A 26650-nucleotide genomic window follows, 5' to 3' on the forward strand; every position below is an offset into this window, starting at 1 on the left:
CGCACCTCGGGCCGCAGCCCTAAGTCCGCAGGCCTCCTTCTCTCCTGGAACCGAAGCCGCGCACCACCCGCCCCGCCGCCACCTTCTGCAGCAGGCCGTACGCCAGCACCGGGAGCAGGATGTGCGGACGGTCCGGCAGCGTCGTGGTGATGAGCACGGCACTGGCGCTGCTGTTGTTCATCCCGCAGGCCAGCGTCACGGAGGCGCCGGCTCTCGCATCCAGCCGCAGGGCATGGGCGGCGACCCGGCCCAGCGCGAAGGACAGCCCGCATACCGTCGCCGCGACGGCCAGCGCGGCAGCCAGCAGCACCGGACGCGGATGGCGCAGGAACGGCCCCAGCACGCCACTGGCGTTCACATACGTCAGCAGCAGCGAGGCCGGGAGAGCCACGGCGACTGCGGCGTCGACGAGCCCGTCCGACGCCCGCCGGGGCAGGAGCAGGCGGCACAGCAGACCCGCGCCGCAGGGCAGCACGACCGAGCTGAGCGCGAACGCGTGCCCGGCGGTCTGCGCCGCGTCGGCCAGTCGGCCCGCGTAGTCGCCGTGCAGCAGGGGGCACAGCACTGCCAGCGTCAGCGGCACCGTCAGCGGGCTGACCAGAGTGGAGGCGAGGACCAGTCCGACAGCCGTCGGCTGGTCGCCGTCCCCCTTCGCGGTCCACACCGTCGCCCCGGCCGCCACCGGCATCGCGACGATAAGGATCATCGCGGCGACCATGCCGCTGCCGCCGTCCTGGTCGGGGGAGTGCCGCAGCACGAACGCGACCCCCGGGACGATCAACAGCGGCGCCACCACGTGCAGCACGAGTCCGGCGACCAGAGCGGAGGGGCGCCGCAGCAGCAGCCTCAGCTCCCGCAGCGGCACCTGGAGGCCGGCACTGAACAGCACGAGCGCGAGGAGTAACTGAGGTGTCCTCAGGGACAGTTCAGCGAGACCGGGGATGCCGATCGGGTGTGGGCGCCGCAGCCACAGGCCGGGAGCGGGCAGCAGTGCCGCGGCGGCGTAGACCAGGGCGATCGCCGCGCCGAGACGGCGCCGGAGCAGGGCGTACGTGCGAGGTCGCCGGGGCGGTCGCGGCGGGTGGTCGGCGGTGGTCTTCGCGGGTCGGGGGCACATGGCGGCGCTCTTCCGTCGTGGGGCTGGGGCGGAGAAGGAACGCCGGTATCGCGAAGCGGCCCACCGGGGTGCTCGCATGCGTGTGTGTGCGGGGCCCTGCGGTCATGGTGGGCTGCCCCTTTCGCGTGGTGGATGCGGGCGCGACAGGATGTCGCGACCGAGTGACTACAGCCATGTAGACGGTCTACTGAACTGTAGACGACGGCAGTGACAAAGGCCGACTGGCGTAGTCCAGGTTTTACGTATAACCTCACCCGTCAACCACCCTCTCCGACCTCGCGAAAGGCCCCGATGAGACGCATCGCCCTGGTCACCCTCGTCGTCGACGACTATGACGAGGCGATCCGCTTCTACACCGAGGCCATCGGATTCCGGCTCGTCGAGGACACCCCACGCCCCGACGGTTCCCGCTGGGTCGTCGTCCAGCCCGGCACCGAGGCCTCGGGCACTGCCCTTCTGCTGGCCCGGGCCAAGGGCGAGGCGCAGCAGGTCCGGGTCGGGGACCAGACCGGTGGGCGCGTCGGCTTCTTCCTGCACACCGACGACTTCGCCCGCGACCACGCCCGCATGCTCGCCGCGGGCGTGACCTTCCTGGAGGAGCCGCGCCACGAGCCCTACGGCTCCGTCGCCGTCTTCCAGGACCTGTACGGCAACCGCTGGGACCTGCTCCAGCCCGCAGACTGAACACCCGCCTCACGCCGATCTGAACCACCGCTCAAGGAAAGACCTCGCCATGACTGCTACGCGCGTAGACGCCGAAGTGATCCGCCGCCTGCCCAAGGCCGTCCTGCACGACCACCTCGACGGCGGCCTGCGCCCGGCCACCGTGGTGGAACTCGCGGAGACGGTCGGGCACACCCTGCCCACCACCGACCCGGACGAGCTCGCCTCCTGGTACTTCGAGGCCGCCAACTCCGGTGACCTGGTGCGCTACATAGCCACCTTCGAGCACACCCTCGCCGTGCTGCAGACCCGGGAGGGCCTGCTGCGCGCCGCCGAGGAGTACGTCCTCGACCTGGCCGCGGACGGGGTCGTCTACGCCGAGGTGCGCTACGCCCCCGAGCTGAACACCACCGGTGGACTGGCCATGGCCGAGGTCGTCGAGACCGTCCAGGAGGGCCTCGCCGCCGGCATGGCCAAGGCGGCGGCTGCAGGCACCCCGGTCCGGGTCGGCACCCTGCTGTGCGGCATGCGGATGTTCGACCGTGTCCGGGAGGCCGCCGACCTGGCCGTGGCCTTCCGTGACGCGGGCGTCGTCGGCTTCGACATCGCCGGCGCCGAGGACGGCTTCCCGCCCGCCGACCACCTCGACGCCTTCGAGCACCTGCGCCGCGAGAGCGTCCCGTTCACCATCCACGCGGGCGAGGCGCACGGCCTGCCCAGCATCCACCAGGCCCTGCAGGTGTGCGGCGCCCAGCGCATCGGCCACGGCGTGCGCCTCACCGAGGACATCGTCGACGGCAAGCTCGGCCGGCTGGCGGGCTGGGTCCGTGACCGCCGTATCGCCCTGGAGATGTGCCCCACATCCAACCTCCAGACCGGGTGCGCCACGTCGATCGCCGAGCACCCGATCACCGCCCTGAAGGACCTCGGCTTCCGCGTCACCCTCAACACCGACAACCGTCTGGTGTCGGGCACCACGATGACCCGCGAGATGTCGTTGCTGGTGGAGCAGGCGGGCTGGACGGTCGAGGACCTGCGCACGGTCACGGTCAACGCCCTGAAGAGCGCGTTCATCCCGTTCGACGAGCGCAAGGCCCTCATCGAGGACGTCGTCCTGCCGGGCTACGAAGCCGCGCTCTGAAGCAGCCCCCGTACATAGGCGGCCTGTCCGACGTGCTGAAGATCGTCGGACAGGACGCTCACCAGCCGCACACCCAGGGTGACCGGCGGATCCCAGTTCTCGTCGACGATGCGCTCGAGATCCTTGGCGGCCAGTTCGCGCAGGACACCGAGCGACTGCTCGTGCACGGCGTCGTAATAGCCGGTCAGCAACTCGCCGGAGTCGACCCGCACCTTGGCGACCTTGGCGGCGCTGTGCCCGTAACCGGTGTCGCGGCGCGGCAGATCCAGCCCGAAGCGCTTCTCCCAGTCCTGTGCGAGCCACACCTGGTCGAGTCCGAAGGCGTCGGCCATGTGGTCGTCCTGGACCCGGGTGAGATGCCAGACCAGCCACGCGAGGGAGTTGGTGTCCGCGGTGGGACGGGCGTTGAGGGCGTCCGGCCCGAGGTCGGCGACTGTGGCGTGGACTTCTTCCTGGATACGGTTGAACCCGTCGATGAGGATGTCCTTGGCATGCATGCATCCACCATCGCGCATTACGGCCCCTCGTGCGTCCCCTGCTCCAGAAGCGCCATCAGCGCCCGGGCCGCGGGGCTGGTGGCCTGGAGCGGCGGCAGCAGCGCCACCGTCTCGTAGACCGCCTCGCCGGTGCCCTTCACCGGCACGGCGGTGAGCGCCTCCCGCTTGTGCCGGAAATGCCGGGGCACGACCGCGATGCCGAGGTTCTCGTCCACCAGGTCCAGCAGGCTGTGCACGTCGTTCACCTCCAGCGCCACGGTGCGCCGTACGCCCGCCGCGGCGAAGGCCGTGTCGGTGGTGCGGCGCGGCCCCCAGTCGGGGTGGAAGTCCACGAACACCTCCCCGCCGAGCTCCTCCGGCGTCACCGCCGCGCCGCCCGTCGCCAGACGGTGGGTGGGATGGCACAGCACCGTCATCGGCTCACCGGTCAGCGACACCGAGCGCAGCTGGTCGGTGTCCGCCTGCGTCCGGTAGGCGAACGCCAGGTCCAGGCGACCGGCCGCGACCTCCTCCGCGAGCACGCCCGAGCCCGCCTGCCGCAGCCGTATCTCCACATCCGGGTGACGCCGCCGGAACGCGGCGAGCAGCCCCGCCACATGCACCCCCGCGATGCACTGCTCGGTGCCCAGCGCGAGCGTGCCGCGCAGCACGCCCTGCACGGCCGCGACCGCCTCGTGCGCCGACCGCACCTGCGCCAGGATCCGCTCAGCCTCGCCCAGCAGCGCCCGACCCGCCTCCGTGAGCGTGACCCGGCGGGTCGTCCGCACGAACAGCGGGGTCTGCAACTCCCGCTCCAGCGCCCGGATCGAGGCCGACAGTCCCGACTGGGACACCATCAGCCGTTCCGCCGCCCGGGTGAAATGCTGGTCCTCGGCGACCGCGACAAAGTGCTGGAGATGGCGCAGTTCCATAATTGAGAAGCCTATCCGCTCAATCCCATCGCATTCTCCTGTTGGACCACTGCCCGCAGGTCGCGAAAGATATGGGGTGCCGGCTTCCCTCACGTTCCGGGAACCGGGAAACCGTGTGCCAACCCCTCTGGAGTCGCGTTGTACACCGCACACCCCGACCGTTACGCGGACCTGCCCTACCGGCGCACCGGACGCAGCGGCCTGAAGCTCCCCGCGATCTCGCTCGGCCTGTGGCACAACTTCGGTCCCGACCGGCCGGTCGAGACCCAGCGGGCCATCCTGCGCCGCGCCTTCGACCTCGGCGTCACCCACTTCGACCTGGCCAACAACTACGGCCCGCCGCCCGGCGCGGCCGAGTCCGCGCTCGGTGAGTTCCTGAAGGCGGACTTCGCTCCGTACCGCGACGAGCTGGTCATCTCCACCAAGGCCGGGTACCACATGTGGGCCGGCCCGTACGGTGAGTGGGGCTCCCGCAAGTACCTGCTGTCCTCGCTCGACCAGAGCCTTGGGCGGATGGGCCTGGACTACGTCGACATCTTCTACTCGCACCGCCCCGACCCGGAGACTCCCCTGGAGGAGACGATGGGCGCCCTGCACTCGGCGGTCCAGCAGGGCAAGGCGCTGTACGCCGGCATCTCCAACTACTCGCCCGAGCAGACCCGCGAGGCCGCCCGCATCCTGAGCGAGCTGGGTACGCCCCTCCTCATCCATCAGCCGCGCTACTCGATGCTGGCGCGAGGCCCGGAGGAGTCGGGGCTGCTGGACACGCTGGACGAGCTCCAGGTCGGTTCCATCGTCTTCTCCCCGCTGGAGCAGGGCGTGCTGACCGCCCGCTACCTCGACGGCATCCCGGAGGACTCGCGGGCCGCGAGCGACAGCCCGTTCCTGAACTCGGACAGGCTCACCGAGGAACTGGTCGGCCAGCTGCGCGCCCTCGACGAGATCGCCAAGGGCCGCGGCCAGACCCTCGCCCAGCTGGCCCTGGCCTGGGTGCTGCGCGGCGGCCGGGTCACCTCCGCGCTGGTCGGTGCGAGCAGCGCGCAGCAGATCGAGGACAGCGTCGCGGCCACCCGCAACCTGGACTTCGACGCCGACGAACTGGCCCGCATCGACGCGATCATCAAGCAGTAGGACGCTCGTCGACGTCCCGGAGGCGGGCCGCTACCCCTGAGGGGCGGCCCGCTGCCGTGCCAGGAGACCGTCAGGAGCTGAGCCGTTCCTCCAGGTGCACGGTCACCCTGTCGCCCTCGCCCTTCCCGATGGCCTTGCGGATGCCGGCCTTCACCGGCAGTTTGTGCGTGCCGTCGCCCAAGGCCATGAACGAGCTGCGGAACGGATGCCCGTCGATCGTTCCGCGGACCTTGACGAGCCCGCGGGTACCGAAGAACTCGACGCTCTTCGGCCAGACGAGAAAGGTCCAGCCGCCGTCACTCGGGCTCTTGCGCAGGACGGCGGTGAACTCCTCGTCCAGCTCGGTGGTCGTGGTCATGATCGTTCCTCCGCTCGCGGTGGTCATGTACTCAAGAGACCACCGCGAGCGCGGAAACTCATCGACCGGCTCACGCCCCAGCCGGCACCCGGTCCAGGAAACCGAGCACGGAGCGGATACGGCCGTCCGCGTCCAGCGTGATCACGTCGAAGCCGGCCACGGGCGCCGAGCCGTCGGCCTCGCTCACCAGCTCCCAGGAGAAACGCGCCGTGTCGTGGTGACCGTCCACGGCGCCGGTCAGCCGGAAGGCGAAACCCGGGAACTGCCCGTGCGCCGCGGTGATCAGGGCCGCGATCTCCTCGTGGCCGCCGACGGCGGCGAGCGGGTCGGTGTACGTGCCGTCCGTCGCCCAGGCGGCGGCGACCGCCTTCGCCAGCGCCTCCGGCTCGCTCGCGTTCCAGGCCTCGAAATAGCGGGCGACGGCGTTCTCGTGACGGTCGGTGTTTGCGGACATGGGAAATCAGCCTCCATCGAGGTCGTAGCTGCTGGTCAGGACCCGGATTCGCGGTTTCGGCGACCCGGTACGACAACCATGCCCGGTGCCTGAGCGAGCGTCGATTACCCCTCGGGTAATGGCGGCACTCGCAGGGTTTCGGCCAACTGCCCCTGTGAATATGCCAGGAGACTGGCCGGAAAGTCGTGGTGACAGTGATTCAGTAGTGAACATACTCAACAGTCAAGGGACTTCACGGCGAGCGAAGAAGCGATCACCCACAGCACATGAGCCGCACCGAAAGCGAGGCCGGCCGACAGGCGAGCGAGCAGCGGGGGAGCGAACGTGCACGACGAGTTCTTATGCCACGTCACGGCTTACGGGACCTGCGGAGGTGAGCGTATCGGTGTGCCCTTGGGCACCTACCGGGCTCCCACGCTCGCCCTCGCGCTGTGGTGGCTGCGCGACCGCGCGAACTGGATCGCCGACCGGCTCGATCCGCAACCGGAGGCGGAGCACTTCCCGCCGAGTTCGCTCGTCCCCGTCGCCGACACCGTGCCCGACGTACCGGCCGTACTGCGATCGTGGTGTCGCAACCCGGCCCAACAGGAGCTGGTCGCCGACGAGTTGGCGGGCGGGCGGCTGGTGCGGATCGCGACCCGCGACGAGACCACCGAGTATGAGCTGCTGGCCGAGTCCGTCGACGCCCTGCGTATGCAGCGGACCATCCCGGCGCTCGTCCTGCCCGTCGGCTGAGCGCCGGAGGCACCCGCCACGCCGGGCGCACATGAGGACGAATCGGTAGAATTCACTTCATGGCAGAGCGGCCTGCAGCGCCGACTGCGCCCGAACTCGTTCTGGAGACCGAGGCGGGCTCCACGGTGATGACCCCGGGCCGCGACTACCACGTCGGACGCGACCCCTTGAGCGACATCGTCATAGACGATGCACGGGTCTCGTGGCACCACGCGGTGCTGCGCCCCGAGGCCGGCAGCTGGACCATCGAGGACGAGAACAGCACCAACGGCACCTTCGCCGACGGCCGCCGCATCCACGAGCGGGGCGTGGGCCCCGGCAGCGTCATCCGCTTCGGCAACCCCTCCGACGGCCCGTGCGCCGTCCTCGTCAGTCCTGCGACGCCGGACCCCGAGCGCCCCTCCGCGGTGTCGATGCCCGGCCTGACCGGCACCTTCCGGCGGCCCACCACCGTACGGCCGCTGCCCACCCGCACCGTCCGCATCGGCCGCGCCGCCGACAACGACCTGGTCATCGACGACCTCGTGGTCTCCCGGCACCACGCCGAACTGCGCGCCCTGCCCGACGGCAGCTACGAGATCGCCGACCTCGGCAGCCACAACGGCACCTTCCTCAACGGCTCACCCGTGGACGCCGCCCCGATCGGCGCCGGCGACATCGTCGGCATCGGACACTCCGCGTTCTGCCTGGTCGGCGACCAACTGCAGGAGTACGTCGACACCGGCGAGGTCTCCCTCGACGTGCAGGACCTCACCGTCGCCGTCGACCACGGCCGCAAGACCCTGCTCGACGACGTGTCGTTCCCGGTGGGGGAGAAGTGCCTGCTCGCGGTCGTCGGCCCGAGCGGCGCCGGCAAGTCCACACTCCTGAACGCCCTCACCGGGCAGCGGCCCGCCGACCACGGCACCGTGCTCTACGACGGCCGCGACCTCTACCGCGACTACGCCGAGCTGCGCCAGCGCATCGGACTGGTCCCCCAGGACGACATCCTGCACGCCCAGCTCACCGTCCGCAGAGCTCTGTCCTACGCCGCCGAGCTGCGCTTCCCCGAGGACACGGTGAAGGCAGAGCGGCGCGCCCGCGTGGACGAGGTGATCCGCGAACTGGGCCTCGAGCAGCGCGCCGACCAGCCGGTGCACAGCCTGTCCGGAGGACAGCGCAAGCGGGTCAGCGTGGCCCTGGAGCTGCTGACCAAGCCGTCGCTGCTCTTCCTCGACGAACCGACCTCCGGCCTCGACCCCGGCATGGACCGCTCGGTGATGCACATGCTGCGCGGCCTCGCCGACGACGGCCGCACCGTCATCGTCGTCACCCACAGCGTGCTGAGCCTCGACGTGTGCGACCGGCTCCTCGTGCTCGCACCCGGCGGCAGGATCGCCTACTACGGCCGGCCCGACGACGCTCTTGCCTTCTTCGGTTTCGAGCAGTGGCCGGAGGCCTTCGAAGCCTTCGAACACGACGACCGCGACTGGGCCGGCGACTACCGCTTCTCGCCCTTCCACCGGCACTACATCACCGAAGCCACCGCACAGCCCCGCGTACCCCGCTCGGGCCCGGTCGTGATCACCCCGCCCGCCCGGCCCCGCAGCCGGGGCGCGCAGCTCGGCACGCTGGTGCGTCGCTACACCGCCGCGCTCGGTGCCGACCGCACCTTCCTCGCCATCATGATCGCCCTGCCGTTCGTGATGGGCGCCATGGCCCGCGCCCTGGCCGGCAGCAGGCTCACGCAGGAGACCGCGATGAACGCGCTGCTCATCCTGTGCGTCGGCGGGGTCCTCACCGGCGCGGCGAACGCCGTGCGCGAACTCGTCAAGGAACGCACCATCTACCAGCGCGAGCGGGCCGTGGGCCTGTCCAGATCGGCGTACCTGATGTCGAAGGTCGTCGTACTGGGCGCGATCACCGTGCTGCAGGCCGTGGTGCTCACCCTCGTGGCCCTCGCAGGCGTCGACCTCAACGCACCCGGCGGCGAAGGCGTGTTGATGCCGCCCCTTGTCGAAATCACCGTCGCCGTCGCCCTGCTGGCGTTCACGGCGATGACGCTCGGGCTGCTGGTGTCGGCGCTGGTGCGCAAGGAGGAGGTGACGATGCCGCTGCTGGTGCTGCTCGCCATCGTCCAGGTCGTCTTCTGCGGCGCCCTCCTGAAGCTCCACGGAGTGCCGGGTCTGGAGCAGCTGTCCTGGCTGGTGCCCTCCCGGTGGGCACTCGGCGCGATGGCCGGCACCGTCGGCCTCGCGCGGATCGTGCCCGGCGACCTGACCGGCGATCCGCTGTTCAAGCACTCGGCCGGGGTGTGGCTGCTGAACATCGCCATGCTGGTGGTGCTCTCGGCGGTCTTCTGCTTCGCCGTCTCCCGGCTGCTGCGCCGGCACGAACCCTCCGTGATGCGGAAGTCGTGATGGCGACCCCCGGCTTCCGGCCCACCCACGTCGTCCCCCAGCGCGGCATGCCCGCCTGGGAAGACCCCGACCCGGCCCGCCCCACTGTGCCGCTCGACCCGCTGCTGCCGGTCCAGCTCGTCGAGCGGCGCGGCGACTGGGGCCACGTGCTGTGCGCCAACGGCTGGTCCGCCTGGGTCGACGGCCGCTTCCTGGTCGCCGTGCCGCAGGACCCGCCCGCCACCGGCGGCCCCCAGGCCCGCACCCCCGATCCGCGCCCCCTGCTCGCCCGCACCGAACAGACCCTGGCCCGCTACCGCAGCGCGGTCGAGGAACTGGCCCGCGGCGGCCTCGACGGCGAGTCCTTCCGCGGCCGTACGCAGGGACTGCGCATCGGGGTCGTCGTGGACGGCGAGTCCGTGTGGCTGTACGACACCGAACAGGGACGCTGGGTGTACGGCGACGGGAAGCACCTGAGCACGTACGCCACCGACGACGAACCCCGCGCCGCTCCGGCCGACCCCGGCCACGCCCCCACCCAGGTCGTGACCCCCGATGGCCCGTGACACGAGCCTGTTCTCGGGCCGGCCCTCCGAACTGATCGGCCGGCAGGTCGCCGGCTACCGCATCGAGCGCGAGATCGGCCGCGGCGGCATGGCCGTCGTCTACCGCGCCCGCGACCTGCGTCTGGACCGCACGGTCGCCCTCAAGCTGCTCGCCCCCGAACTCGCCCGCAACGACACCTTCCGCCTCCGCTTCACCCACGAGTCCCGGGCCGCCGCCGCGATCGACCACCCGCACATCGTGCCGGTCTACGAGGCCGGCGAGACGGACGGCCTCCTGTACATCGCCATGCGCTACGTCGAAGGCAGCGACCTGCGTCATCTCCTCGACCGGCGGGGCCCGCTCGCGCCCGCGGCCGCGCTGCGCATCGCCGCGCAGGTCGCCTCCGCGCTGGATGCCGCCCACGAGCACGGACTGGTCCACCGGGACGTCAAACCCGGCAACATCCTGGTCGCCCGCGGCACCGACAGCGACCACCCCGAGCACGCCTACCTCACCGACTTCGGCCTGACGAAGAAGTCGCTGTCCCTGACCGGCTTCACGACCGTCGGCCAGTTCGTCGGCACCCTCGACTACGTGGCCCCGGAGCAGATCTCCGGTCGGCCCGTCGACGGGCGCTGCGACGTCTACGGGTTCGCCTGCGTCGTGTTCGAGTGCCTGGCGGGCCGCCCGCCCTTCCGGCGCGAGGACGACATGGCCCTGCTCTGGGCACACCAGTACGACCAGCCGCCACCGCTGACGGAGTCCCGCCCCGACCTCGCCCCGGCCGTCGACACCGTGTTCGCCAAGGCCCTGGCCAAGAGCCCGGACGAGCGCCACGACTCCTGCCTCGCGTTCGTCGCCGCCCTGCGCGGCGCCGTGGGCGGCGCCGCCCCGGGGATCGGCCACCCGCCGACGGAGGTGGACCTGCGGGCCGTGCACCCGGGCGGGGACCGGCCCGAGCCGCCGCCGCGCTGGGCCGAGCCGGTCTTCCGCGGCCGGAGCTGAGCGCTCTGCGAGATGTGGGGTGATGTGCCGTCTTTCCTGTGCGGCATCGTCGTGGCTGGTCGCGCCCACGCGGCGGAGCCGCATATGGATGCAGCCTCGCGCCCCTTTGGGGCGGGCGGACGTCGCCCCGTTTTGCTCAGACCTCCTGGCCGAGCCCGCCCAGCGGTACCCGGCGTGCCACGACCCTGCGGTGGCAGATGCGCCAGCCCGCGTCGACGCGCACCACGACGTCCTCGTACGTCACGGACCCGCACGAGCCGTCCGCCATGATCCCGAGCCCCTTGGAGCGGGCACGGACCCGGCCGTCGGCCGCCTCCTCGATCACCACGTTGGTCACGTGATGCGCCACCGGGTTCTTCCCGCCCAGCGCCAGCGCGGCCTCCTTGACGGCAGTGAGCCCGGTGACCTCGCCCTGCCCGAAGTCCGACAGGTCGTAGACGACGTCCGAGGTGAACACCTCGTCACAGAGGTCCAGTTCCCCGCCGTCGACCAGATGGCCGTGCAGGGCGATCAACTCGGTGACGGCCAGCCGGTCTTCGAGAGCCAACGCCATGGCGTTCCCTTCCCCTCGGCACCTCGACTGATCGGACACTGCCACGGACGGCATCATGCCTCCCACTCCTTTTCGGTCATCCCCCGCCGCCGCACCGGCCGCGCCAGCAGCGCGCCGAGGAAACCGGTCACCAGCCCCCACAGCACGGCGAAGCCCAGCGCGGTCCACACCTTCGGCTTCAGGAACAGGTCCCCGGACAGACCCCCGCCCAGGTCCCCGACGCCGAGCAACGACAGCCCGTAGTGCGCGTCGATCCGGCCCACCAGGCAGATCATGAGCACCGTCAGCGCGAGGGCGACGGCCATGTGCAGGGCATGCTGCCAGGCCCGCATCCGGGCCGGGGAACGCGCTGCCAGGACGAACGCGGCCGCCAGCAGCAGCACCGCGTCGACGACCACCAGCCACCACACCCTCCCGTCGTAGTCGGCGAGCGTGCGGAGGTTGAGCGTGGAGACCTCCTTCGTACGCAGCACCTCGTCGAGCACATGCGGCATGGGCAGCCCGAACGGCCCCTGCACCCGACCCGTCCAGGTGGCGCCGAGACCGAGCGTGAGCGCCAGCCAGACCAGGTTCGGCAGACCCAGCAGAACCACCGCCAGGGTCTGTGCGGAGTGGCCGCGGGTCACGGCGACGACCAGGGCGACGACGACACCCAGGGCGACGTACGCGAGCAGCAGCACGACCATGGCGTACGCGGCCGGCCGCACCGACTCCTGGAAGCGCAGCAGCCGCCCCGGCAGCGGCGCCCCGCGTGAGACCAGCAGCGCCAGCACCAGCACACCCGCCAGCCACAGCACACCGAACAACAGCGTCAGCGGCACGTCCGTCCTGAAGCCGACCTTCGGCGCCACGCCGAACAGGTCGCCGATGTCGCCGAGGGTGCCGTTGCCGAGGTCGACCGCGAAGGTCTGGCGGGCGCCGAGGGCCAGGCCGAGCAGCGCCAGCAGCCACACCACGGCGACCCGGGCCGCCCACCCGGCCAGCTCCGCGGCGCCGGCGACGGCCCGGTGCCGCAACGGGCGCAGGAAACCTGCCGCGAGGACGAGGGCCCCGGCCAGTGTCACCGACAGCGGGATCACGGTCATTCCGGCCGCGGACTCGGCCAGCGCGCCGGCGTTTCCCGACAGCTCGATCGTGCCGCCGACGGCCGTCACCACCGTCGCCGCGACCACCCGGGGGAACGCGCCGTCCGGGAGATCCGCCGCCCCGGCCGCCCACAACCCCAGGCCGGCCACGATGCCCATGACGATCAGTGCGGTCAGCACCCCGGCCAGGGCCTGCACCCAGCCGTGGCGGGCGACGGCCAGGTCGGAGGGGGTTCGCGGGCTCACCCTCGCCACGCTAAGCAGCGCCCGCGCGCCCCGCCCGCCGGGAGGGCCGTCCGCGTCGGCTTGCGGGCGGCACCGCACCGGAGCACACAATGGTTGCGGCAGGTAGGAAAGCGGCACAACTCGGGGCGGCCGCAGGAAACCGCATCGGGAAGAAGAGCTCGTGAGCCTCGAACCGCCGTCCTCCGGACGCCCCACAGGCCCCCCTTCCGGCCCGCTCTCGGGCCCCTCCCAGCCCCCCTCGGGCCCGCCCTCACAGCCACCGGGCAGCAGCGGCGGCACACCTCCGCCGCCGCCCCACCGCCCCTGGTGGAAGTCTGCACCCCGCGTCGCCGTGCTGACCACCGTGGTGGTCGCCGCCGTGGTCCTGGCCGTCGTCTTCAGCCGGTCCGGCGGCGGCCCGGGCAAGGGTGGAGAAGTCTTCCTGCAGGCCGCGGGCAAGACCGGCCCCGAGCCGTTCACGCAGTCGACGGCAACGCAGAGCTCCGCCCCGGCCGTCCCCGCCTCTCCGGCCACCGGATCGGCGCCGGCGAACGCGGTACGGGCCGTGGACGGCGGGGCGCCCGGACTGTACGGCGGCACCCGCAACATCTCCAGCTGCGACGTGGAGGGACAGATCAAGGCCCTCCGAGCGGCCCCGCCGAAGAACACGGCGTTCGCCTCGGTCGCCGACGTCGCCCCCTCCCGGGTCCCCGCCTACCTCCGCGCGCTCACCCCCGTACAGCTGCGCATGGACACCCGCGTCACCAACCACGGCTACCGCGACGGCGCCGCCACCAGCTACCAGGCCGTCCTGCAGGCGGGCACGGCCGTCCTCGTCGACGGCCGCGGGGTGCCGCGCGTGCGCTGCGCCTGCGGCAACCCGCTGACGCCGCCCGTCGCCCAGCAGACCACCCCGAAGCGGACCGGTGACACCTGGCCGTCCTACCGCCCCTCGAACGTCGTCGTGGTCACGCCCGCACCGCAGATCATCAACATCTTCGTCATCTACGACCCCGACCACGGCGAATGGATCTCCCGGCACCGGGGCGACACGGGCCACCACGACCACCGGACCAAGCCGCCGGTCAAGCCCTCCCCGTCGGTGAGCGTCTCCACGCCTACGGCACCCTCGTCGTCGTCCACGTGCGCCTCCGGCACGCCGGCCCCCTGCCCGCCGACGTCGACCGCCCCCTCCTCCTCGCCGAGCACCGAATCACCCTCCACCGGGACCGGGACGACCGAGCCGGAGTCACCCGGGGACACCGGCACGTACAGTGCTCCCGAGTCGAGCACCACATGACCGGCCTTCCGCGTGTTTGGGGACACATCGGCCCGGACGGGGACTGCCGGGCGCGGCTCGGGGTAGCAGCACTGATGCAGCAGCGTCCGGCCTGGCCGGCTTCCGAGAGAGACATGCATGATCGAGCACGTGGGCGGGGCAGTGATACCGACTGGTTTCGACGTGCCCGTGGAACCGCTACGACGGGCGGCGCACTACACCGGCGAACCGGGATGCATCGCCGAGGCACGGTCCTTCGCCGCGCACTTCGTGGGCCGGCTCCGCACCGAGTGGTGCGCCAAGATCGACGACCGCGCCCAGGAAGAGGTGCTGCTGGTCGTGAGCGAACTGGTCACCAACGCGGACCGGCACAGCAACGGGCCGTACATCCTGGAGCTCGAGGGCACCGACACCGCGGTCACGGTACGCGTCTACGACAGCAGCGCAGCCCTGCCGCGCCGCTTCCCGCGTGACCCCGAGCGCGTCGGCCGGCACGGCCTGGAGATAGTCCATGTGCTGGCGAGGCAGGTCACCGTGGAGCGGGTGCCGGTCGGCAAGCGGGTGTCCGCCGTGGTGGGCCTGACCAGCGCGTGACCGCCGCGGCCGACCGTGTCGGCGCGGCGGTCACGGATGCGACCGGCTGCTCCTCACGCGCAGCCGAGCTCGCCCAGCATTCCCTGGCGCAGTTGCGCGATGATCCGCTTGATCAGGCGGGACACATGCATCTGCGAGCAGCCGAGTCGTTCGCCGATCTCCGCCTGGGTGGCCTCCTCGACGAACCTCATGTGGATGATCTGGCGGTCGCGCTCACCGAGCTCCGCCATCAGCGGGGCCAGCGACTGGAAGTCCTCGACGAGCCGCAGCCCGTCCTCCTCCACGCCGATGAAGTCGGCGAGCACCGCCTCGCCGCCTTCCGGGCCCTCGCCGGTGAGCGCCGCGTCCAGGGAGGAGGAGTTGTAGCCGTTGGACGCTATCTGCGCCTCGATCACCTCGTCCTCGGAGATGTTCATCAGGGTGGCGAGCTCGGGAACCGTCGGCTCCCGGTCCAGCCGACTGGCGAGTTCCTCGCGCGCCTTGGCCAGCTCGACGCGCAGCTCCTGCAGCCTGCGCGGCACATGCACCGCCCAGGTGGTGTCACGGAAGAAACGCTTGATCTCGCCGACGATGTACGGCAGCGCGAACGACGTGAACTCGACCTCACGGGACAGCTCGAACCGGTCGATCGCCTTGATCAGGCCGATCATCCCGGTCTGGACGATGTCCTCCATGTCGTCGCCGCGTCCACGGAACCGTCCGGCTGCGAACCGCACCAGCGAGATGTTCATCTCGATGAGCGTGTTGCGGGCGTACTGGAATTCGTGCGTGCCCTCCTCGAGCTCCGAGAGGCGCTGGAAAAACTGACGGGAAAGCTCCCGTGCGTCACGCGGAGCCACGCTGCGTGGCTCCGCGATCCCCGGCAGTGGTCCATCACCCGTGCAGGTCCCGGCGGTCCTCTCGACGACCTCTGCCTCCGACCGTTCCACGGCGGTGTCCATGTCCTCTCCCACGAAGTCACGGTTCGACGTCTGTCTGCGTCGCTCTGCTGTATGCGCGTACCCGCTGTGCGCGAGGACATGCCCGCGACCGGGGACAGGACACACCGTCACCGCAGAACCCGCCTCTGTGATTCCACCCAGGGCGGAATGCCGATCCCTTCCCATCCAGGCGGGGGAATCTAGTCTGAAGCCGTGAGCAGCCAAGCGCCGAACGAAGCCGATGTCATTCCGCTGCGCCGCCCGCAGGGCGAGCGGCCCGCCGCCCCGCCTCCGCCGCCCAGGGAGCCCCTGTTGCGGGACCTCGTCGGCGACGTCCTGCGGCGCGAACGCCTCGCCCAGGAGCGCACCCTGAAGGACGTGGCCGACGCGGCCCGGATCTCCATGCCGTATCTCTCCGAGGTGGAGCGCGGTCGCAAGGAGGCCTCCTCCGAGGTCCTCGCGGCCGCCGCCCACGCCCTCGGACTCGGCCTCGGCGACCTGCTGTCGCGGGCTCAGGGTGAGCTCGTCCGGATCAGCAGCCGGCAGCCCGGCAGGAGCCGCCGGACGTCGACTTCGCCGTACGACGGACTCTGCCTGGCCGCCTGACGGACACTTGCGGGACGGCGCCTCAGACCGCGGCGAGGCGCCGGCTCAGCACCTCGTCGGCCAGCCCGTACGCCACCGCCTCCTCGGCGGTGAAGACCTTGTCGCGGTCCATGTCGGCACGCAGCGTGGCGATGTCGTGCCCGGTGTGCCGGGCCAGCACCTGCTCGACCTGGGAGCGGATCCGGACCATTTCCTGGGCCTGGAGCGCGAGGTCGGAGATCATGCCCCGGCTGCCACCGGCGGCGGGCTGACCGAGCAGCACGCGCGCGTGCTCCAGCACGAACCGCCGCCCGGGATCCCCGCCCGCCAGCAGGACGGCCGCCGTGGAGGCTGCCTGGCCGACGCAGAACGTCGAGATCGGCGCCTGCACGAACGTCATCGTGTCGTAGATCGCCATCAGTGAAGTGAACGAGCCGCCGGGGGAGTTGAGGTAGATCGCGATCTCGTTCTCCGGTGCCGACGACTCCAGATGGAGCAGTTGCGCGATGACGACGTTGGCCACGCCGTCGTCGATCTCGGTGCCGAGGAAGATGATGCGCTCGGACAGCAGCCGGCTGAACACGTCGGAGGACCGCTCGCCGTGCGCGGTGCGCTCGACGACGTACGGAATCGTGTAGTTGCCCATGTCACAGCCCCATCCGTCGCTTCGAGGCGGCCGGGCGGACATCCGCAAGGGACTCCAGGACCCGGTCCACCATGCCGTACTCCCTGGCCTCCTCGGCCGTGAACCAGCGGTCGCGGTCGCCGTCCCGCGCGATGGTCTCCGGGGACTGGCCCGTGTTCTCGGCGATGAGCCGCTCCATGGTCCGCTTGGTGTGCTCCAGGTTCTCCGCCTGGATCTCGATGTCGGCGGTGGTGCCGCCGATGCCCGCCGACCCCTGGTGCATCATGATCCGCGCGTTCGGCAGGGCGTACCGCTTGCCGGGTGTGCCGCCGCACAGCAGGAACTGGCCCATGCTGGCCGCGAATCCCATGGCGAGCGTCGAGACGTCGTTGGGGATCAGCCGCATCGTGTCGTAGATCGCGAGGCCCGCGTGCACGGAGCCGCCCGGGCTGTTGATGTACAGGCTGATGTCGGTGCGCGGATCCTCCGCGGACAGCAGGAGCAACTGCGCGCAGACCCGGTTCGCGGAGACCTCGTCGACCTGGGTGCCGAGGAACACGATGCGCTGGCCGAGGAGTTGGGCCGCGAGATGGTCGTCGAGCCGGCTGGGCGGGGTGTCGCCCTCCTCGGCGCGGGGCGCGAGCGTGGTGAGTGGAGTCATGGTCTCTGGTTTCTCCCGTCGAGCGGTGATGCCGTCGACTCCACTCTTGGCCCCGCCCCGGCCCCGCATGCGGTTTCTCTGCCCGTGGCAGATTCGCCACGGGCAGAGCCCGCTCTCAGCCCTTCTCGCGCAACTGCCGGAAGAACGCCCGCACGTCCTTGACCAGCAGATCGGGCTCCTCCATCGCGGCGAAGTGCCCGCCGCGGTCGAGCTCCGTCCAGCGCACGATGTTCTCCGTACGCTCGGCCTTGTGGCGCAGTGGGATCTGGAGCTCGGCGGGGAAGAGGGCGAGCGCGGTCGGAGCGGTCGACGGCTCGGCCGGCCGGGCGACACGGCCCGTCGCATGGGCGCGCTCGTAGTAGATACGGGCGGCGGAACCGGCGGTCCCGGTCAGCCAGTACAGCATCACGTTGGTGAGCATCCGGTCCCGGTCCACGGCCTCCTCCGGCAGCAGCGCCGAGTCCGTCCACTCCCGGAACTTCTCCACGATCCAGGCAAGTTGGCCGACGGGCGAGTCGCTGAGCGCGTACGCCAGGGTCTGCGGCCGGGTGGAGTGCAGGACGGCGTACCCTGTGCCCTCGCGCGACCATTCGCTCCACCGGCGCCAGGACAGCAGCGCCCGCTCCTGCTCCTCCGTGCCCAGCTGGTCCAACTCGGCCGGCGTCGGTTCGGTGGCCTGCTGCGCGCCCGGGAGCAGGTTGAGATGCACGCCGATCACCCGGTCCGGGTGCGCGCGCCCCAGCTCGCGGGAGATGGCGGCGCCCCAGTCGCCGCCCTGCGCGCCGAACTGCTCGTAGCCGAGCCGTCGCATCAGCTCGGCCCATGCGTCGGCGACCCGGCCCGCCTCCCAGCCCGTGTCGGCGGCAGGCCCGGACAGCCCGAACCCGGGGATGCTCGGTACGACGACGTGGAACGCGTCGGCCGGGTCACCGCCGTGCGCGCGGGGGTCGGCGAGCGGCCCGACGACGTCCAGGAACTCGACAATGGACCCCGGCCAGCCGTGCGTGATGATCAGCGGGGTGGCGTTCGGCTCGGGGGAGCGGACGTGGGCGAAGTGGACGGTCGATCCGTCGATCGTCGTGGTGAACTGGGGCCACTCGTTGAGCTGCGCCTCGGCGGCTCGCCAGTCGTAGGAGTTGCGCCAGTAGTGGTGGAGCTCGCGCAGATAGTCGTCCGGCACGCCGTAGGCCCACCCGGTGCCGGGCAGCTCGTCCGGCCAGCGGGTGCGGTCCAGGCGTTCGTGGAGGTCGTCGAGGTCGCTCTGCGGGATGTCGATGCGGAAGGGCCGGATACTGTCCGCGGTCTCTGCGGGCGAAGACGTCATGGCCGCGAGCCTAGTTCCGGGCGGGGATGCGGCCACCCGGATTAATCGGTCGCCCGACCGATGAGTTCCGCGGCGAGGATCAGTCGGTACAGGTGACCGCGTTCCACGCCCCAGGAGGTGCTCATGACCACCGACGGATTCACCACATGTCTCTGGTTCGACGGCCAGGCGGAGGAGGCCGCGCACTACTACGTGTCGATCTTCAAGAACTCCAGCATCGGCCGTGTCGGCCGCAACGTCGAGGGAGGCGCGGGTCCCGCCGGCTCGGTGCTGGCCGTGGACTTCACGGCCAACGGCCAGAAGTTCGTCGCGTTGAACGGCGGCCCGCAGTTCAAGTTCAACGAGTCGGTCTCCTTCCAGATCTTCTGCGCGGACCAGGAGGAGATCGACTACTACTGGGCCAAGCTCACCGAGGGCGGCGGCGAGCCCGGCCCCTGCGGCTGGCTCAAGGACAAGTACGGCCTGTCCTGGCAGGTCGTGCCCGACAGGCTCATCGACATGATCAGTGATGCGGACCAGGAGAAGGCGTCCCGCACGACCAAGGCGTTCATGGCGATGAGCAAGTTCGACATCGCCGCCCTGGAGAGGGCCTACGCGGGCGAGTGACGGTCGCTCCTGGGTGACGCCCGCCCGCCCTCCGCGGGGAAGGGGGCGGGCTGGCGGCAGTGCACGTCCGCTAGGCGGCGGATGCCTGGGCCAGCGCCGTCACCTCGGTGGCGCTCAGCGTCCTGCCGTACACCCGGAAGTCGTCGACCGCTCCCTTCAGATACGGATCGGCGTACTGGGACCTGCCGACGTACCCGGCGCGGATGTGGTTGCCGAAGTGGCGCGGCTCCACGGTGACGCTCGCGTTCCGGCCGGCCTCGGCGCCGTCGACGTACAGGACGGCGGTCCCGCCGCCGTACGTCACCGCCACGTGCACCCACCGGCCGGCGGGCAGCGGGTCGGCATCGATGCGCTGCTCGCCGCCCGCGCCGCCGGCGGTGATCGCATACCGCAGGGTGCCGTCGCCGCTGAGCGGGGTCAGGAACAGGTTGGCGGTGACGCCGGTGCCGACGTCGAAGATCCTGCTCCAGGCGCCCGGCTGCCCGTCCAGTCGAACCCAGGTGGCGAGGGAGTAGGCGGAGGCGCCCGCCAACAGGTCATCGGCGAGGACGACATGGCCGTCCGTGCCGTCCAGGGACACGGCGCCGCCGAGCCGGCCGGACGCCAGCCATGAGGCGCCGCCCACCAGTTGGGCCGCCTTGCCGTTGCCGGTCGCGTCGGCCGCGGTCGTGCCCGAGGCCTCGTCGAAGCGGTGCCACGCGGCGAACGCCGGGGGAGGGGGCGGGGGTGCGCCCGTGAGCCAGTACACCGAATAGTGCTGGTGGTGGACGCGGGCGATCGGCAGCAGGGTCACCGCCTCGCCGTCGGCGCGGGCGGTGAACCGCAGCGGGTTCGACGACGCCTGCTGTACGGAGCTCACGTCGAGGCGGGGCAGCGAGGAGTTCGCCCGGTCGCCGTACGCTCCCGCCAGGACCACCGGGCCGTGCAGCACCGCCTGCACATCGGGGTCGTCGGGGGTCGCCTCGACGGTCGTACGCATCGGCAGGGACACCTCGACCCGGTCGCCGGTGCGCCAGGCACGGTCCAGGGCGAGCCAGGTCCCAGGCTTCGGGCGGTCGGGCAGCGCACGGCCGTTGAGGGTGGCGCGGGAGTCGGAGGCCCAGGACGGGATACGGATCCGCAGCCGGTGCGTGGCCTGCCCGGCGGTCACCGTCAACGTGGTGGTGGAGCTGTCGGGGAAGCCGGTGGTCTGCCGCCATGTGATGCCCTGCTCGCGCCACACGACCCGCGACGGGACGAACAGGTTGACCAGCAGATCGCGGTCGTCGTGCGAGTAGATCGTGTCGGCGAACTTGGCGTGCGTCTCCATGCCCGTGCCGTGGTCGCAGGAGAAGTTGTCGTAGTCGGTGGAGTAGGCGTTCGGGTCGGTGCCCATGAAGGACGGCTGGCGCTTGAACGAACCGGGCGCGAGACCGGTGTAGTAGATGTTGAAGCCGTGTGCGGAGTCCGGGTCCTGCTCGCCCAGCATCTGGTTGAACAGGGTGCGTTCGTAGTAGTCGAGCAGGTCGGTGCGGTCCGGCGTGTGGAAGTGCAGCAGCCGGGTCAGCTTCAGCATGTTGTAGCTGTTGCAGTTCTCGCAGGTGCTGTCGGACAACTGCCCGGCGACGACGTCCGGTTCGTGGAAGGCCTCGCCGTTGCTGTTGCCGCCGATGACGTACGAGTGGTGGCCGGTGACGATCTGCCAGAAGTTCGCGGCGATGGTGCGGTACCGCTCGGGCCGGCCCTCCTCCCACAGCCGCAGCGCGCCGACCATCTTCGGGATCTGGGTGTTGGCGTGCAGACCGGCGAGCTGGTCCTCCCCCCGCGCCAGCGGGTCGAAGACCCGGGCGTGCGTGAAGCGCTCGGCGACCTCGAGCCACTTGGCGTCCCCGGTGAGGGCGTGCAGATCGGCGAGCACGTCGTTCATGCCGCCGAACTCGGTCTCCAGCACCCGCTGCATCTGCTCGTACGACAGCTTCGCCGTGCGTGCGTCGACCCACCCGGCCTGCCGGAGCACCACGTCCAGCGCCTGGTCGTTGCCGGCCAGCCGGTACTGCTCGACCAGCCCGGCCATGACCTTGTGGATCGTGTAGTACGGCGCCCATACGCCGGTCCCGCCCTCCAGCCGGTCGAAGAAGCTCTCCGGGAAGGCGGACAGATATCCTTTGCCGAACCCGGCGGCGGGCGAAGCGGCCTGGCACTTGGCGAGTTCGGCGACGAGAGTGCGGCCCTTGTCGCGCAGAGTGGTCTCACCGGTGCCTGCATGGGCGAGGGCGAGCCCGGAGAGCAGATGGCCGGTGGAGTGGCCGCGCAGCTCCACGCTGGGCCCCTCCCAGCCGCCGCAGGGCTGGGCGCTGCTGGGCAGGCCGACGTTGGTGCGGAAGGTGTGCAGCAGCCGGTCGAGGTCGACGAAGCGCAGATAGGCCGAGTTGCGGCGCTGGTTGTCCCGGAAAGGACTGTCCAGCAGGGTCACCTCGGTGAGCGGGAAGGGCCGCACGGTTGTGGCAGCGGCCCGGGCGGCTCCGGTGGCGGCGTGCGCGCTCCCCGCGCCGGTGAGGGCGAGGGCCGAGGCGGTTCCGGTGGCCGTGAGGAACTGGCGTCTGCCGAGGGGTGGGGTCATGACCAAGGTCCTCCGCATGTCGAAGAGCCGGGGCGGCGGTGTCCCTCCGTCGCCCGCTCTTGTTCGAAATGACGAATGTTGTGCGACATGCTGTGCGGAGGACACGCTATGCGGCTGCCGTGTGATGTCAACAGTGCCTGGAGAGGCGGAAGTTGCCTTTCACCGAGCGCGAGATCCTTCCCCGATCACCCGCGTGATCTCGCGGGTGATCCGCAGGATGCCGGGGGAGCGTACCGGGCACGGCTTGGGCGTCGGTGTCGTGGGCGCCAGACAGAAGTGCAGGTAGTCCTTGCCGTAGTGGAGGGCGGTGCGGTCGGAGGACGGCTGGGTGCAGTAGTCGGGGTGTGCGCGCTCGTACGCCGTGCACGGCAGGTACTGGGACCAGGTATAGCGGGCCCTGGCGGGACTCACCGTGGCGCCCGCGTCGGCGACCAGGTCGCCCGAGGCGGCGGCCTGCTTCTCGTACATCTCGTTCACGCGCCGCACCCGGTCCGGGGTGATCGGGTCGGGACCCTGCAGCACCCACACGATCCGCGGGCGCTTGGTTCCGCCCGCCGCCGCGATCTGCTCGGTGAGCCGGCGCAGGTCGGCCTTGTAGCGGGTGAAGTACTTCTGCTGCGAGGCGTTGTAGGTGATCCCGTCCATGCACCACGTGTAGCCCCACGCGTTGCCCCAGAACTGCATGACCACATAGTCCGGATGCTGCGCACGGACCAGCGCGGCCGCCTTGTCCGCGTCCGGCACCAGCGACTTCGCCCCGGTGCCCTCCAGGTAGTCGCACAGGGTGGTGCCCGAGTACGGAGCACTCGTGTACTTGGCCTTCAGGGCGCGGCGCAGCTCCTGCCCCAGGACGTTCTGGGCCTCCATCGCGAGCGAGTCCCCGAGGTACAGCACGCGCGGCGCCACGGCAGGGGCGCTCGGGGAGGCCGGGGCCTGCTGATGGGTCGTCGATGCCGACGCTCCGGGTACGGCGGGGGAGGGCGGCGCCTCCTGCGGGCCGGACGACGGGTCGCCGCACGCGCCGAGCAGCAGCACTCCGGTCAGCAGCATCCCCACGATCCACGGCTTCCGCATACGGCAACTCCAGCCCCGGCAACCGAAAACGGCTCCTAGGCAAGCACAGGCAGGCCCAAGGCGGAAGACACGGGGGTGAGTTCAGGCGTCGTCCGGCCGCTGCAGCCGCTCGAGGAGGTCCAGCAGCTCGGTCAGCGGCAGCGGTTTGGCGAGGTGGGCGTCGAACCCGGCTGCCCGCGACCGGGAACGGTCGGTGCCCCGGCTGAACCCGGACACCGCGATCAGGCGCAGCTTGTCGCCGCCGGGCCGCGCCCGTAGGGCCCGTGCGACCGCGTAGCCGTCGATGTCCGGCAGACCCAGGTCGCACAGGACGGCGTCGAAGGTGTGGGCCTCGGTGGCGGTGAGGGCGTCCTGGCCCGTGTGCACCGCCGTGACCCGGTGGCCCTGGCGTTCCAGCAGGGTGTGGTAGGTGGCGGCCAGGTCCGCGTTGTCCTCGACGATCAGGAGGGACAGCCGGCGAGGAGAGCTGTGGACGGCCGGCGGCCGGGACGGGCGCGGGCTCACGGCGTCGGTCGTCGGCAGCAGCACCGTGAAGATGGCGCCCTTGCCCGGCCCGTCGCTGTGCGCGGAGATGCGGCCGCCGTGCAGTTCCACCACCGTCCGCGCCACCGCGAGCCCGAGCCCCAGGCCCTCGGGGGTGTCAGGACCGGCGGGAGCGGCCCGCATGAACACCCCGAACAGCTCCTCGGCCTGGGCGGGGGAGAAGCCGATACCGTCGTCCCGCACGGTCAGCCGGGCCTGCCCGTCGGCGGCCGTCAGACCCACCTCGGTGCGGCCGCCCGGCCGGGTGTACTTCAGCGCGTTCGACAGCAGGTTCGTCAGCACCTGGGCCAGCCGCAGCCGGTCGCAGTCCACCATGACCGGCTCCTCGGGGAGGACGACGGCCAGCGTGCGGCCCTCGTGCCCGAACAGGCCCCGGATGTCGGCGCACGCACCGTGCACGACGGACCGCACGTCGACCGGATCGCACACCAGCTCCAGCCGCCCGGTGACCGCGCGCGTGCCGTCCAGCAGGTCGTTGCTCATCCGTGCCAGTGTGCTCAGCTGCCGTTCCAGGACGGAGAGCGCCGGATGGCCCTCCGGCATGTCGAGGGCCAGCAGCTCCGTGGCCGCGGTGGCAGCCGCGAGGGGGTTGCGCAGCTCGTGCGAGAGCGTCGCGATGAACCGGTCCTTGGCCTGCTGCTCCTCCCGCAGCCTGCGGCCCGCCGCGTCCAGTTCGTGATTGGCCCGGCTCAGCTGCTCGTTGACCTCGCGGATCTCCCGGGCCCGTACGAACAGGTCGATCTCCATGCCCTCGGCGCGCATCTCCGCCTCGGCGACGGCCCGCTGCTGCTCCCGCCCCACCCGCCGCAGCTGCACGAACTCGGTGACGTCCTCGACCCGGTGAATGATGTAGCGCACCTGCCCGTCGTCACCGAGCACCGGCGTGTTGACCGGGCTCCAGTACCGCTCGGTGAACGCGCCCTCCTTGCCCGCCGGGATGTCGTAGCGCTGCAGCGCCATCGTGTCCGTGCGGCGGCTCGACACCACCGTCTGGAGCGAACGGCGCAGATTGGCGACGCCGTCGGCCGACGGGTCGTCCGGGTTGTCGGGGAACACGTCGAAGACGGGGCGGCCGACGATGCTCCGCTCCGTGCGGGTCGCCGTGAGGTAGGCGCGGTTGACCTCGACGATCGTGAAGTCGGGGCTGAGGATGAGCAGCGGGGAGAGCGTCGCGGCGAACAGGCTCCGGAAGTCCGGCGCATCGGACATGGTCGGACCTCCGCGGCCGAAGCGGTGACTCAGGGGTCGAGGCGGTAGCCGTAGCCGCGGACGGTGGTGATCCGTGGCGCCGGTGCGGGCAGGCCGGCGAGCTTGCCGCGCAGCCGGTACACGTGCTCCACCACGGTCGCGGCCTGCTGCCAGGACGTGCCCCAGATCCGCTCCAGCAGCTGTTCCGCCGAGAACACCCGGCCCGGTGCGGCGGCCAGCATCTCCAGCAGCGCGTACTCCTTGGGGCGCAGCATCAGCTGGACACCGTCGACGGACGCCAGGCGGGCGGCGGAGTCGATGCGCAGTGCGCCGACCTGGAGCACGCTCGGCATCTCGGGCGGCTGCGAGCGGCGCAGCACGGCGTGGATACGGGCCACCAGTTCCCGCTGCGAGAACGGCTTGACCAGGTAGTCGTCCGCACCGATCTCCAGGCCCGCCACCCGGTCGGCCTCGGCGCCGCGCCCCGTCACGACGATGACCGGCAGCCGGCTGGTGGACCGCAGCGCCCGCAGCAGCTCGAGGCCGCTGCCGTCCGGCAGTCCCAGATCGAGAACGGCGAGGTCGATACCGCCCTCGTACAGGGCGGCCTTGCCGGCGCGCGCGTCCATGGCCCAGGTGACCGTGAAGCCCGCGCGCTCCAGATAGGAACGGCACATCAGTGCGAAGTCGGGGTCGTCCTCGATCAGAGCGAGGTGCGGTCGCATGCCGCATCACCCGAACTGTCTGGCGTCCGCCCGTTGTGCCGCTGGTGAGCGGGCGTTGATGCCCCGACCATGTGGTGAAGGTAGAACAGTAATTGCCCACGGTTCAAGGGGGAGCCGCTCGGGGGGGTTCCGGCACGGGCTCGTGCGATGCGGGGATGCCGCATTGATCGCACAGGCCCGTGCCGGTACGTGCGCCCCGGAGCGCGTGGGCGTCTACGGCGTGACCGCTGGGATCACACCCGGTCGGCTGCGATCAGCAGATACTGGAAACTGCCGTTCTTGTACGCGGTCAAAAACGTGTCCTCGATGCCCGTGACCAGGTGGTCTGCCTGCCGTCGCAGCTCCCAGTAGGGGATGGCGTCGGCCGTGAGGTCCTGTACGTGGACGGGGACGAGACGGTGGCGGGCCATCGCCCGGAAGTACTCCGAGCGCGGGTGGATTTCGCAGATGTAGTGGGCGTTGATCTGGGACACCTCGCGGGACGTCCGCCCGTAGGTGTCGTTGTAGCAGCCGGTGACCACCACATAGCGCCCGCCGCGGCGCAGCAGCCGGGAGTGCTCGGCGAACAGCAGCTCCAGCTCGACGTACATGGTCGACTCGTTGTTCCACGACGCCGCGTACGCGCCGGTCGCGAAGCCGGTGTCCAGCATGTTGCGGTGGTGGTAGCGCACCTGGGTGTCGATGCCCCGCTTGCGGGCCTGCTCGCCCGCGAACGCGGCCTGCTTGGCGGAGATCGTCACGCCGTCCGCATGGCAGCCGTAGCGCAGATGCGCCACCACACTGCCGCCGCCGCGCCCGCAGCCGGCGTCGAAGACGCGGTCGGTGGTGGAGAGCGGGCCGAGGTGACCGGCGAGGAGTTCCGCCTGGGCGTGTTCCAGGCGGTGCAGTTCGGTGGTGATACGTCCCCGCCGCAGGTCGGGGTCGGGCTCGTCGAGCACGGTCCAGTCGACGTCGCCGACGCCGTAGTGGTGGTGATAGAGGTCGTCGATCTTGCCGAGTTCGAGGTTGACCGGGTTCTCCTCGGCGTTCCAGTAGTCCGCGACGCGGTTCTGGTACGTGGACTGGGTCGGCACCGGTGCCGCCTTGGTGTCGGCGTGGGGGGCGATGGTCAACTAGGACTCCTCGTGA

The 26650-nt window shown here is 71.1% G+C and carries 27 protein-coding genes; 11 read left to right on the forward strand and 16 right to left on the reverse strand.

The annotated features are described in order from the left end of the window. Positions 1–19: 19 nt before the first annotated feature. Complete coding sequence (locus IH68_RS0102035) at positions 20–1117, reverse strand: sodium-dependent transporter (protein ID WP_030927294.1); 1098 nt, start codon at positions 1115–1117, stop codon at positions 20–22. Positions 1118–1408: 291 nt separating this feature from the next. Between IH68_RS0102035 and IH68_RS0102040 the strand changes: the two genes are divergently transcribed. After that, a complete protein-coding gene (locus IH68_RS0102040; RefSeq protein WP_030927296.1) occupies positions 1409–1801 on the forward strand; it encodes a VOC family protein in 393 nt (130 codons plus the stop codon). Positions 1802–1850: 49 nt separating this feature from the next. Continuing rightward, complete coding sequence (locus IH68_RS0102045; RefSeq protein WP_030927298.1) at positions 1851–2921, forward strand: adenosine deaminase; 1071 nt, start codon at positions 1851–1853, stop codon at positions 2919–2921. On the opposite strand, the gene IH68_RS0102050 is transcribed toward IH68_RS0102045, so the two are convergent. Together IH68_RS0102050 and IH68_RS0102055 are read right to left on the reverse strand one after the other, a co-directional pair. Next, positions 2903–3418 (reverse strand): mycothiol transferase, encoded by a 516-nt coding sequence (locus tag IH68_RS0102050; protein WP_030927300.1) that lies wholly within the window; start codon positions 3416–3418, stop codon positions 2903–2905. The two genes, IH68_RS0102045 and IH68_RS0102050, sit on opposite strands and share 19 nt — an antisense overlap. Positions 3419–3435: 17 nt before the next feature. Beyond that, complete coding sequence (locus tag IH68_RS0102055; protein WP_030927303.1) at positions 3436–4329, reverse strand: LysR substrate-binding domain-containing protein; 894 nt, start codon at positions 4327–4329, stop codon at positions 3436–3438. A 138-nt stretch (positions 4330–4467) separates the two neighbouring features. Here IH68_RS0102055 and mgrA point away from each other — a divergent pair, with 138 nt between their 5' ends. Continuing rightward, the gene (mgrA, locus tag IH68_RS0102060) at positions 4468–5460 is read left to right on the forward strand and encodes an L-glyceraldehyde 3-phosphate reductase (protein ID WP_030927305.1); all 993 of its coding nucleotides are present in this window, start codon (positions 4468–4470) and stop codon (positions 5458–5460) included. A 70-nt stretch (positions 5461–5530) separates the two neighbouring features. Here the strand turns inward: mgrA and IH68_RS0102065 are convergent, their stop codons facing one another. Both IH68_RS0102065 and IH68_RS0102070 read right to left on the reverse strand, forming a co-directional pair. Next, positions 5531–5818, reverse strand: a complete 288-nt coding sequence (locus tag IH68_RS0102065) for a DUF1905 domain-containing protein (RefSeq protein ID WP_030927307.1) — start codon at positions 5816–5818, stop codon at positions 5531–5533. A gap of 70 nt (positions 5819–5888) precedes the next feature. Further along, on the reverse strand, positions 5889–6272 hold the full coding sequence (locus IH68_RS0102070) for a nuclear transport factor 2 family protein (protein ID WP_030927308.1): 384 nt from the start codon (positions 6270–6272) through the stop codon (positions 5889–5891). A gap of 324 nt (positions 6273–6596) precedes the next feature. On the opposite strand from IH68_RS0102070, the gene IH68_RS0102075 reads away from it, so the two are divergent. The 4 genes from IH68_RS0102075 to IH68_RS0102090 are packed head-to-tail and all read left to right on the forward strand — an operon-like array spanning position 6597 to position 10936. Beyond that, positions 6597–7007 carry a hypothetical protein gene (locus tag IH68_RS0102075; RefSeq protein WP_030927310.1) on the forward strand — a complete coding sequence of 137 codons (411 nt, stop codon included), beginning with the start codon at positions 6597–6599 and terminating at the stop codon, positions 7005–7007. A 59-nt stretch (positions 7008–7066) separates the two neighbouring features. Then, a complete protein-coding gene (locus IH68_RS0102080; protein ID WP_030927312.1) occupies positions 7067–9406 on the forward strand; it encodes an FHA domain-containing protein in 2340 nt (779 codons plus the stop codon). Next, positions 9406–9951 carry a hypothetical protein gene (locus IH68_RS0102085; RefSeq protein ID WP_030927314.1) on the forward strand — a complete coding sequence of 182 codons (546 nt, stop codon included), beginning with the start codon at positions 9406–9408 and terminating at the stop codon, positions 9949–9951. Before IH68_RS0102080 ends, IH68_RS0102085 begins: the two co-directional genes overlap by 1 nt. Next, positions 9941–10936 (forward strand): serine/threonine-protein kinase, encoded by a 996-nt coding sequence (locus IH68_RS0102090; protein WP_030927316.1) that lies wholly within the window; start codon positions 9941–9943, stop codon positions 10934–10936. Before IH68_RS0102085 ends, IH68_RS0102090 begins: the two co-directional genes overlap by 11 nt. 136 nt (positions 10937–11072) lie before the next feature. Here IH68_RS0102090 and IH68_RS0102095 read toward each other — a convergent pair whose 3' ends face one another. Together IH68_RS0102095 and IH68_RS0102100 are read right to left on the reverse strand one after the other, a co-directional pair. Continuing rightward, positions 11073–11489: a nuclear transport factor 2 family protein gene (locus IH68_RS0102095; protein WP_030927318.1), complete on the reverse strand. Its 417-nt coding sequence runs from the start codon at positions 11487–11489 to the stop codon at positions 11073–11075. 53 nt (positions 11490–11542) lie between these two features. Beyond that, the gene (locus tag IH68_RS0102100; protein WP_030927320.1) at positions 11543–12820 is read right to left on the reverse strand and encodes a streptophobe family protein; all 1278 of its coding nucleotides are present in this window, start codon (positions 12818–12820) and stop codon (positions 11543–11545) included. Positions 12821–12980: 160 nt separating this feature from the next. Here IH68_RS0102100 and IH68_RS0102105 point away from each other — a divergent pair, with 160 nt between their 5' ends. Both IH68_RS0102105 and IH68_RS0102110 read left to right on the forward strand, forming a co-directional pair. Continuing rightward, complete coding sequence (locus tag IH68_RS0102105) at positions 12981–14099, forward strand: DUF6777 domain-containing protein (RefSeq protein ID WP_030927322.1); 1119 nt, start codon at positions 12981–12983, stop codon at positions 14097–14099. Between the two features lie 117 nt (positions 14100–14216). Beyond that, complete coding sequence (locus IH68_RS0102110; RefSeq protein WP_030927324.1) at positions 14217–14672, forward strand: ATP-binding protein; 456 nt, start codon at positions 14217–14219, stop codon at positions 14670–14672. Positions 14673–14725: 53 nt separating this feature from the next. Here the strand turns inward: IH68_RS0102110 and IH68_RS0102115 are convergent, their stop codons facing one another. Next, positions 14726–15613, reverse strand: coding sequence for an RNA polymerase sigma factor SigF (locus tag IH68_RS0102115; RefSeq protein WP_030927326.1), 888 nt, complete (start codon positions 15611–15613; stop codon positions 14726–14728). A 192-nt stretch (positions 15614–15805) separates the two neighbouring features. On the opposite strand from IH68_RS0102115, the gene IH68_RS0102120 reads away from it, so the two are divergent. Then, on the forward strand, positions 15806–16198 hold the full coding sequence (locus tag IH68_RS0102120) for a helix-turn-helix domain-containing protein (protein WP_030927328.1): 393 nt from the start codon (positions 15806–15808) through the stop codon (positions 16196–16198). 22 nt (positions 16199–16220) lie between these two features. Here IH68_RS0102120 and IH68_RS0102125 read toward each other — a convergent pair whose 3' ends face one another. The 3 genes from IH68_RS0102125 to IH68_RS0102135 form a co-directional block, all read right to left on the reverse strand. Continuing rightward, positions 16221–16823 carry a ClpP family protease gene (locus IH68_RS0102125; RefSeq protein WP_030927330.1) on the reverse strand — a complete coding sequence of 201 codons (603 nt, stop codon included), beginning with the start codon at positions 16821–16823 and terminating at the stop codon, positions 16221–16223. A gap of 1 nt (position 16824) precedes the next feature. After that, positions 16825–17463 (reverse strand): ClpP family protease, encoded by a 639-nt coding sequence (locus IH68_RS0102130; protein WP_030927332.1) that lies wholly within the window; start codon positions 17461–17463, stop codon positions 16825–16827. A 115-nt stretch (positions 17464–17578) separates the two neighbouring features. After that, entirely contained in the window at positions 17579–18787 is a 1209-nt protein-coding gene (locus IH68_RS0102135) for an epoxide hydrolase family protein (RefSeq protein WP_030927334.1), read from the reverse strand. Positions 18788–18910: 123 nt separating this feature from the next. Between IH68_RS0102135 and IH68_RS0102145 the strand changes: the two genes are divergently transcribed. After that, positions 18911–19393, forward strand: coding sequence for a VOC family protein (locus tag IH68_RS0102145; protein WP_030927336.1), 483 nt, complete (start codon positions 18911–18913; stop codon positions 19391–19393). A 70-nt stretch (positions 19394–19463) separates the two neighbouring features. On the opposite strand, the gene IH68_RS0102150 is transcribed toward IH68_RS0102145, so the two are convergent. The 5 genes from IH68_RS0102150 to IH68_RS0102170 form a co-directional block, all read right to left on the reverse strand. After that, positions 19464–21992: a beta-L-arabinofuranosidase domain-containing protein gene (locus IH68_RS0102150; protein ID WP_030927338.1), complete on the reverse strand. Its 2529-nt coding sequence runs from the start codon at positions 21990–21992 to the stop codon at positions 19464–19466. Positions 21993–22151: 159 nt separating this feature from the next. Continuing rightward, entirely contained in the window at positions 22152–23066 is a 915-nt protein-coding gene (locus IH68_RS0102155) for an SGNH/GDSL hydrolase family protein (protein ID WP_030927340.1), read from the reverse strand. 81 nt (positions 23067–23147) lie between these two features. Then, positions 23148–24818: an ATP-binding protein gene (locus IH68_RS0102160; protein WP_030927343.1), complete on the reverse strand. Its 1671-nt coding sequence runs from the start codon at positions 24816–24818 to the stop codon at positions 23148–23150. A 29-nt stretch (positions 24819–24847) separates the two neighbouring features. Continuing rightward, on the reverse strand, positions 24848–25522 hold the full coding sequence (locus tag IH68_RS0102165) for a response regulator transcription factor (protein WP_030927347.1): 675 nt from the start codon (positions 25520–25522) through the stop codon (positions 24848–24850). Positions 25523–25755: 233 nt separating this feature from the next. Beyond that, positions 25756–26634, reverse strand: a complete 879-nt coding sequence (locus IH68_RS0102170) for a geranyl diphosphate 2-C-methyltransferase (protein WP_030927348.1) — start codon at positions 26632–26634, stop codon at positions 25756–25758. Between the last annotated feature and the right edge of the window lie 16 nt (positions 26635–26650).

Source organism: Streptomyces sp. NRRL S-646, assembly GCF_000720765.1.
Classification (GTDB): domain Bacteria; phylum Actinomycetota; class Actinomycetes; order Streptomycetales; family Streptomycetaceae; genus Streptomyces.

Excerpts from the sequence above, each read along its gene's own strand:
- IH68_RS0102070 (WP_030927308.1), bottom strand. The coding sequence starts at position 6,272 with ATGTCCGCAAACACCGACCGTCACGAGAACGCCGTCGCCCGCTATTTC.
- IH68_RS0102045 (WP_030927298.1), top strand. The coding sequence starts at position 1,851 with ATGACTGCTACGCGCGTAGACGCCGAAGTGATCCGCCGCCTGCCCAAG.
- IH68_RS0102145 (WP_030927336.1), top strand. The coding sequence starts at position 18,911 with ATGACCACCGACGGATTCACCACATGTCTCTGGTTCGACGGCCAGGCG.
- IH68_RS0102135 (WP_030927334.1), bottom strand. The coding sequence starts at position 18,787 with ATGACGTCTTCGCCCGCAGAGACCGCGGACAGTATCCGGCCCTTCCGC.
- IH68_RS0102115 (WP_030927326.1), bottom strand. The coding sequence starts at position 15,613 with ATGGACACCGCCGTGGAACGGTCGGAGGCAGAGGTCGTCGAGAGGACC.
- IH68_RS0102035 (WP_030927294.1), bottom strand. The coding sequence starts at position 1,117 with ATGTGCCCCCGACCCGCGAAGACCACCGCCGACCACCCGCCGCGACCG.
- IH68_RS0102090 (WP_030927316.1), top strand. The coding sequence starts at position 9,941 with ATGGCCCGTGACACGAGCCTGTTCTCGGGCCGGCCCTCCGAACTGATC.
- IH68_RS0102080 (WP_030927312.1), top strand. The coding sequence starts at position 7,067 with ATGGCAGAGCGGCCTGCAGCGCCGACTGCGCCCGAACTCGTTCTGGAG.
- IH68_RS0102050 (WP_030927300.1), bottom strand. The coding sequence starts at position 3,418 with ATGCATGCCAAGGACATCCTCATCGACGGGTTCAACCGTATCCAGGAA.
- IH68_RS0102055 (WP_030927303.1), bottom strand. The coding sequence starts at position 4,329 with ATGGAACTGCGCCATCTCCAGCACTTTGTCGCGGTCGCCGAGGACCAG.
- IH68_RS0102110 (WP_030927324.1), top strand. The coding sequence starts at position 14,217 with ATGATCGAGCACGTGGGCGGGGCAGTGATACCGACTGGTTTCGACGTG.
- IH68_RS0102085 (WP_030927314.1), top strand. The coding sequence starts at position 9,406 with ATGGCGACCCCCGGCTTCCGGCCCACCCACGTCGTCCCCCAGCGCGGC.
- IH68_RS0102160 (WP_030927343.1), bottom strand. The coding sequence starts at position 24,818 with ATGTCCGATGCGCCGGACTTCCGGAGCCTGTTCGCCGCGACGCTCTCC.
- IH68_RS0102155 (WP_030927340.1), bottom strand. The coding sequence starts at position 23,066 with ATGCGGAAGCCGTGGATCGTGGGGATGCTGCTGACCGGAGTGCTGCTG.
- IH68_RS0102125 (WP_030927330.1), bottom strand. The coding sequence starts at position 16,823 with ATGGGCAACTACACGATTCCGTACGTCGTCGAGCGCACCGCGCACGGC.
- IH68_RS0102130 (WP_030927332.1), bottom strand. The coding sequence starts at position 17,463 with ATGACTCCACTCACCACGCTCGCGCCCCGCGCCGAGGAGGGCGACACC.
- IH68_RS0102165 (WP_030927347.1), bottom strand. The coding sequence starts at position 25,522 with ATGCGACCGCACCTCGCTCTGATCGAGGACGACCCCGACTTCGCACTG.
- IH68_RS0102095 (WP_030927318.1), bottom strand. The coding sequence starts at position 11,489 with ATGGCGTTGGCTCTCGAAGACCGGCTGGCCGTCACCGAGTTGATCGCC.
- IH68_RS0102040 (WP_030927296.1), top strand. The coding sequence starts at position 1,409 with ATGAGACGCATCGCCCTGGTCACCCTCGTCGTCGACGACTATGACGAG.
- IH68_RS0102065 (WP_030927307.1), bottom strand. The coding sequence starts at position 5,818 with ATGACCACGACCACCGAGCTGGACGAGGAGTTCACCGCCGTCCTGCGC.
- IH68_RS0102150 (WP_030927338.1), bottom strand. The coding sequence starts at position 21,992 with ATGACCCCACCCCTCGGCAGACGCCAGTTCCTCACGGCCACCGGAACC.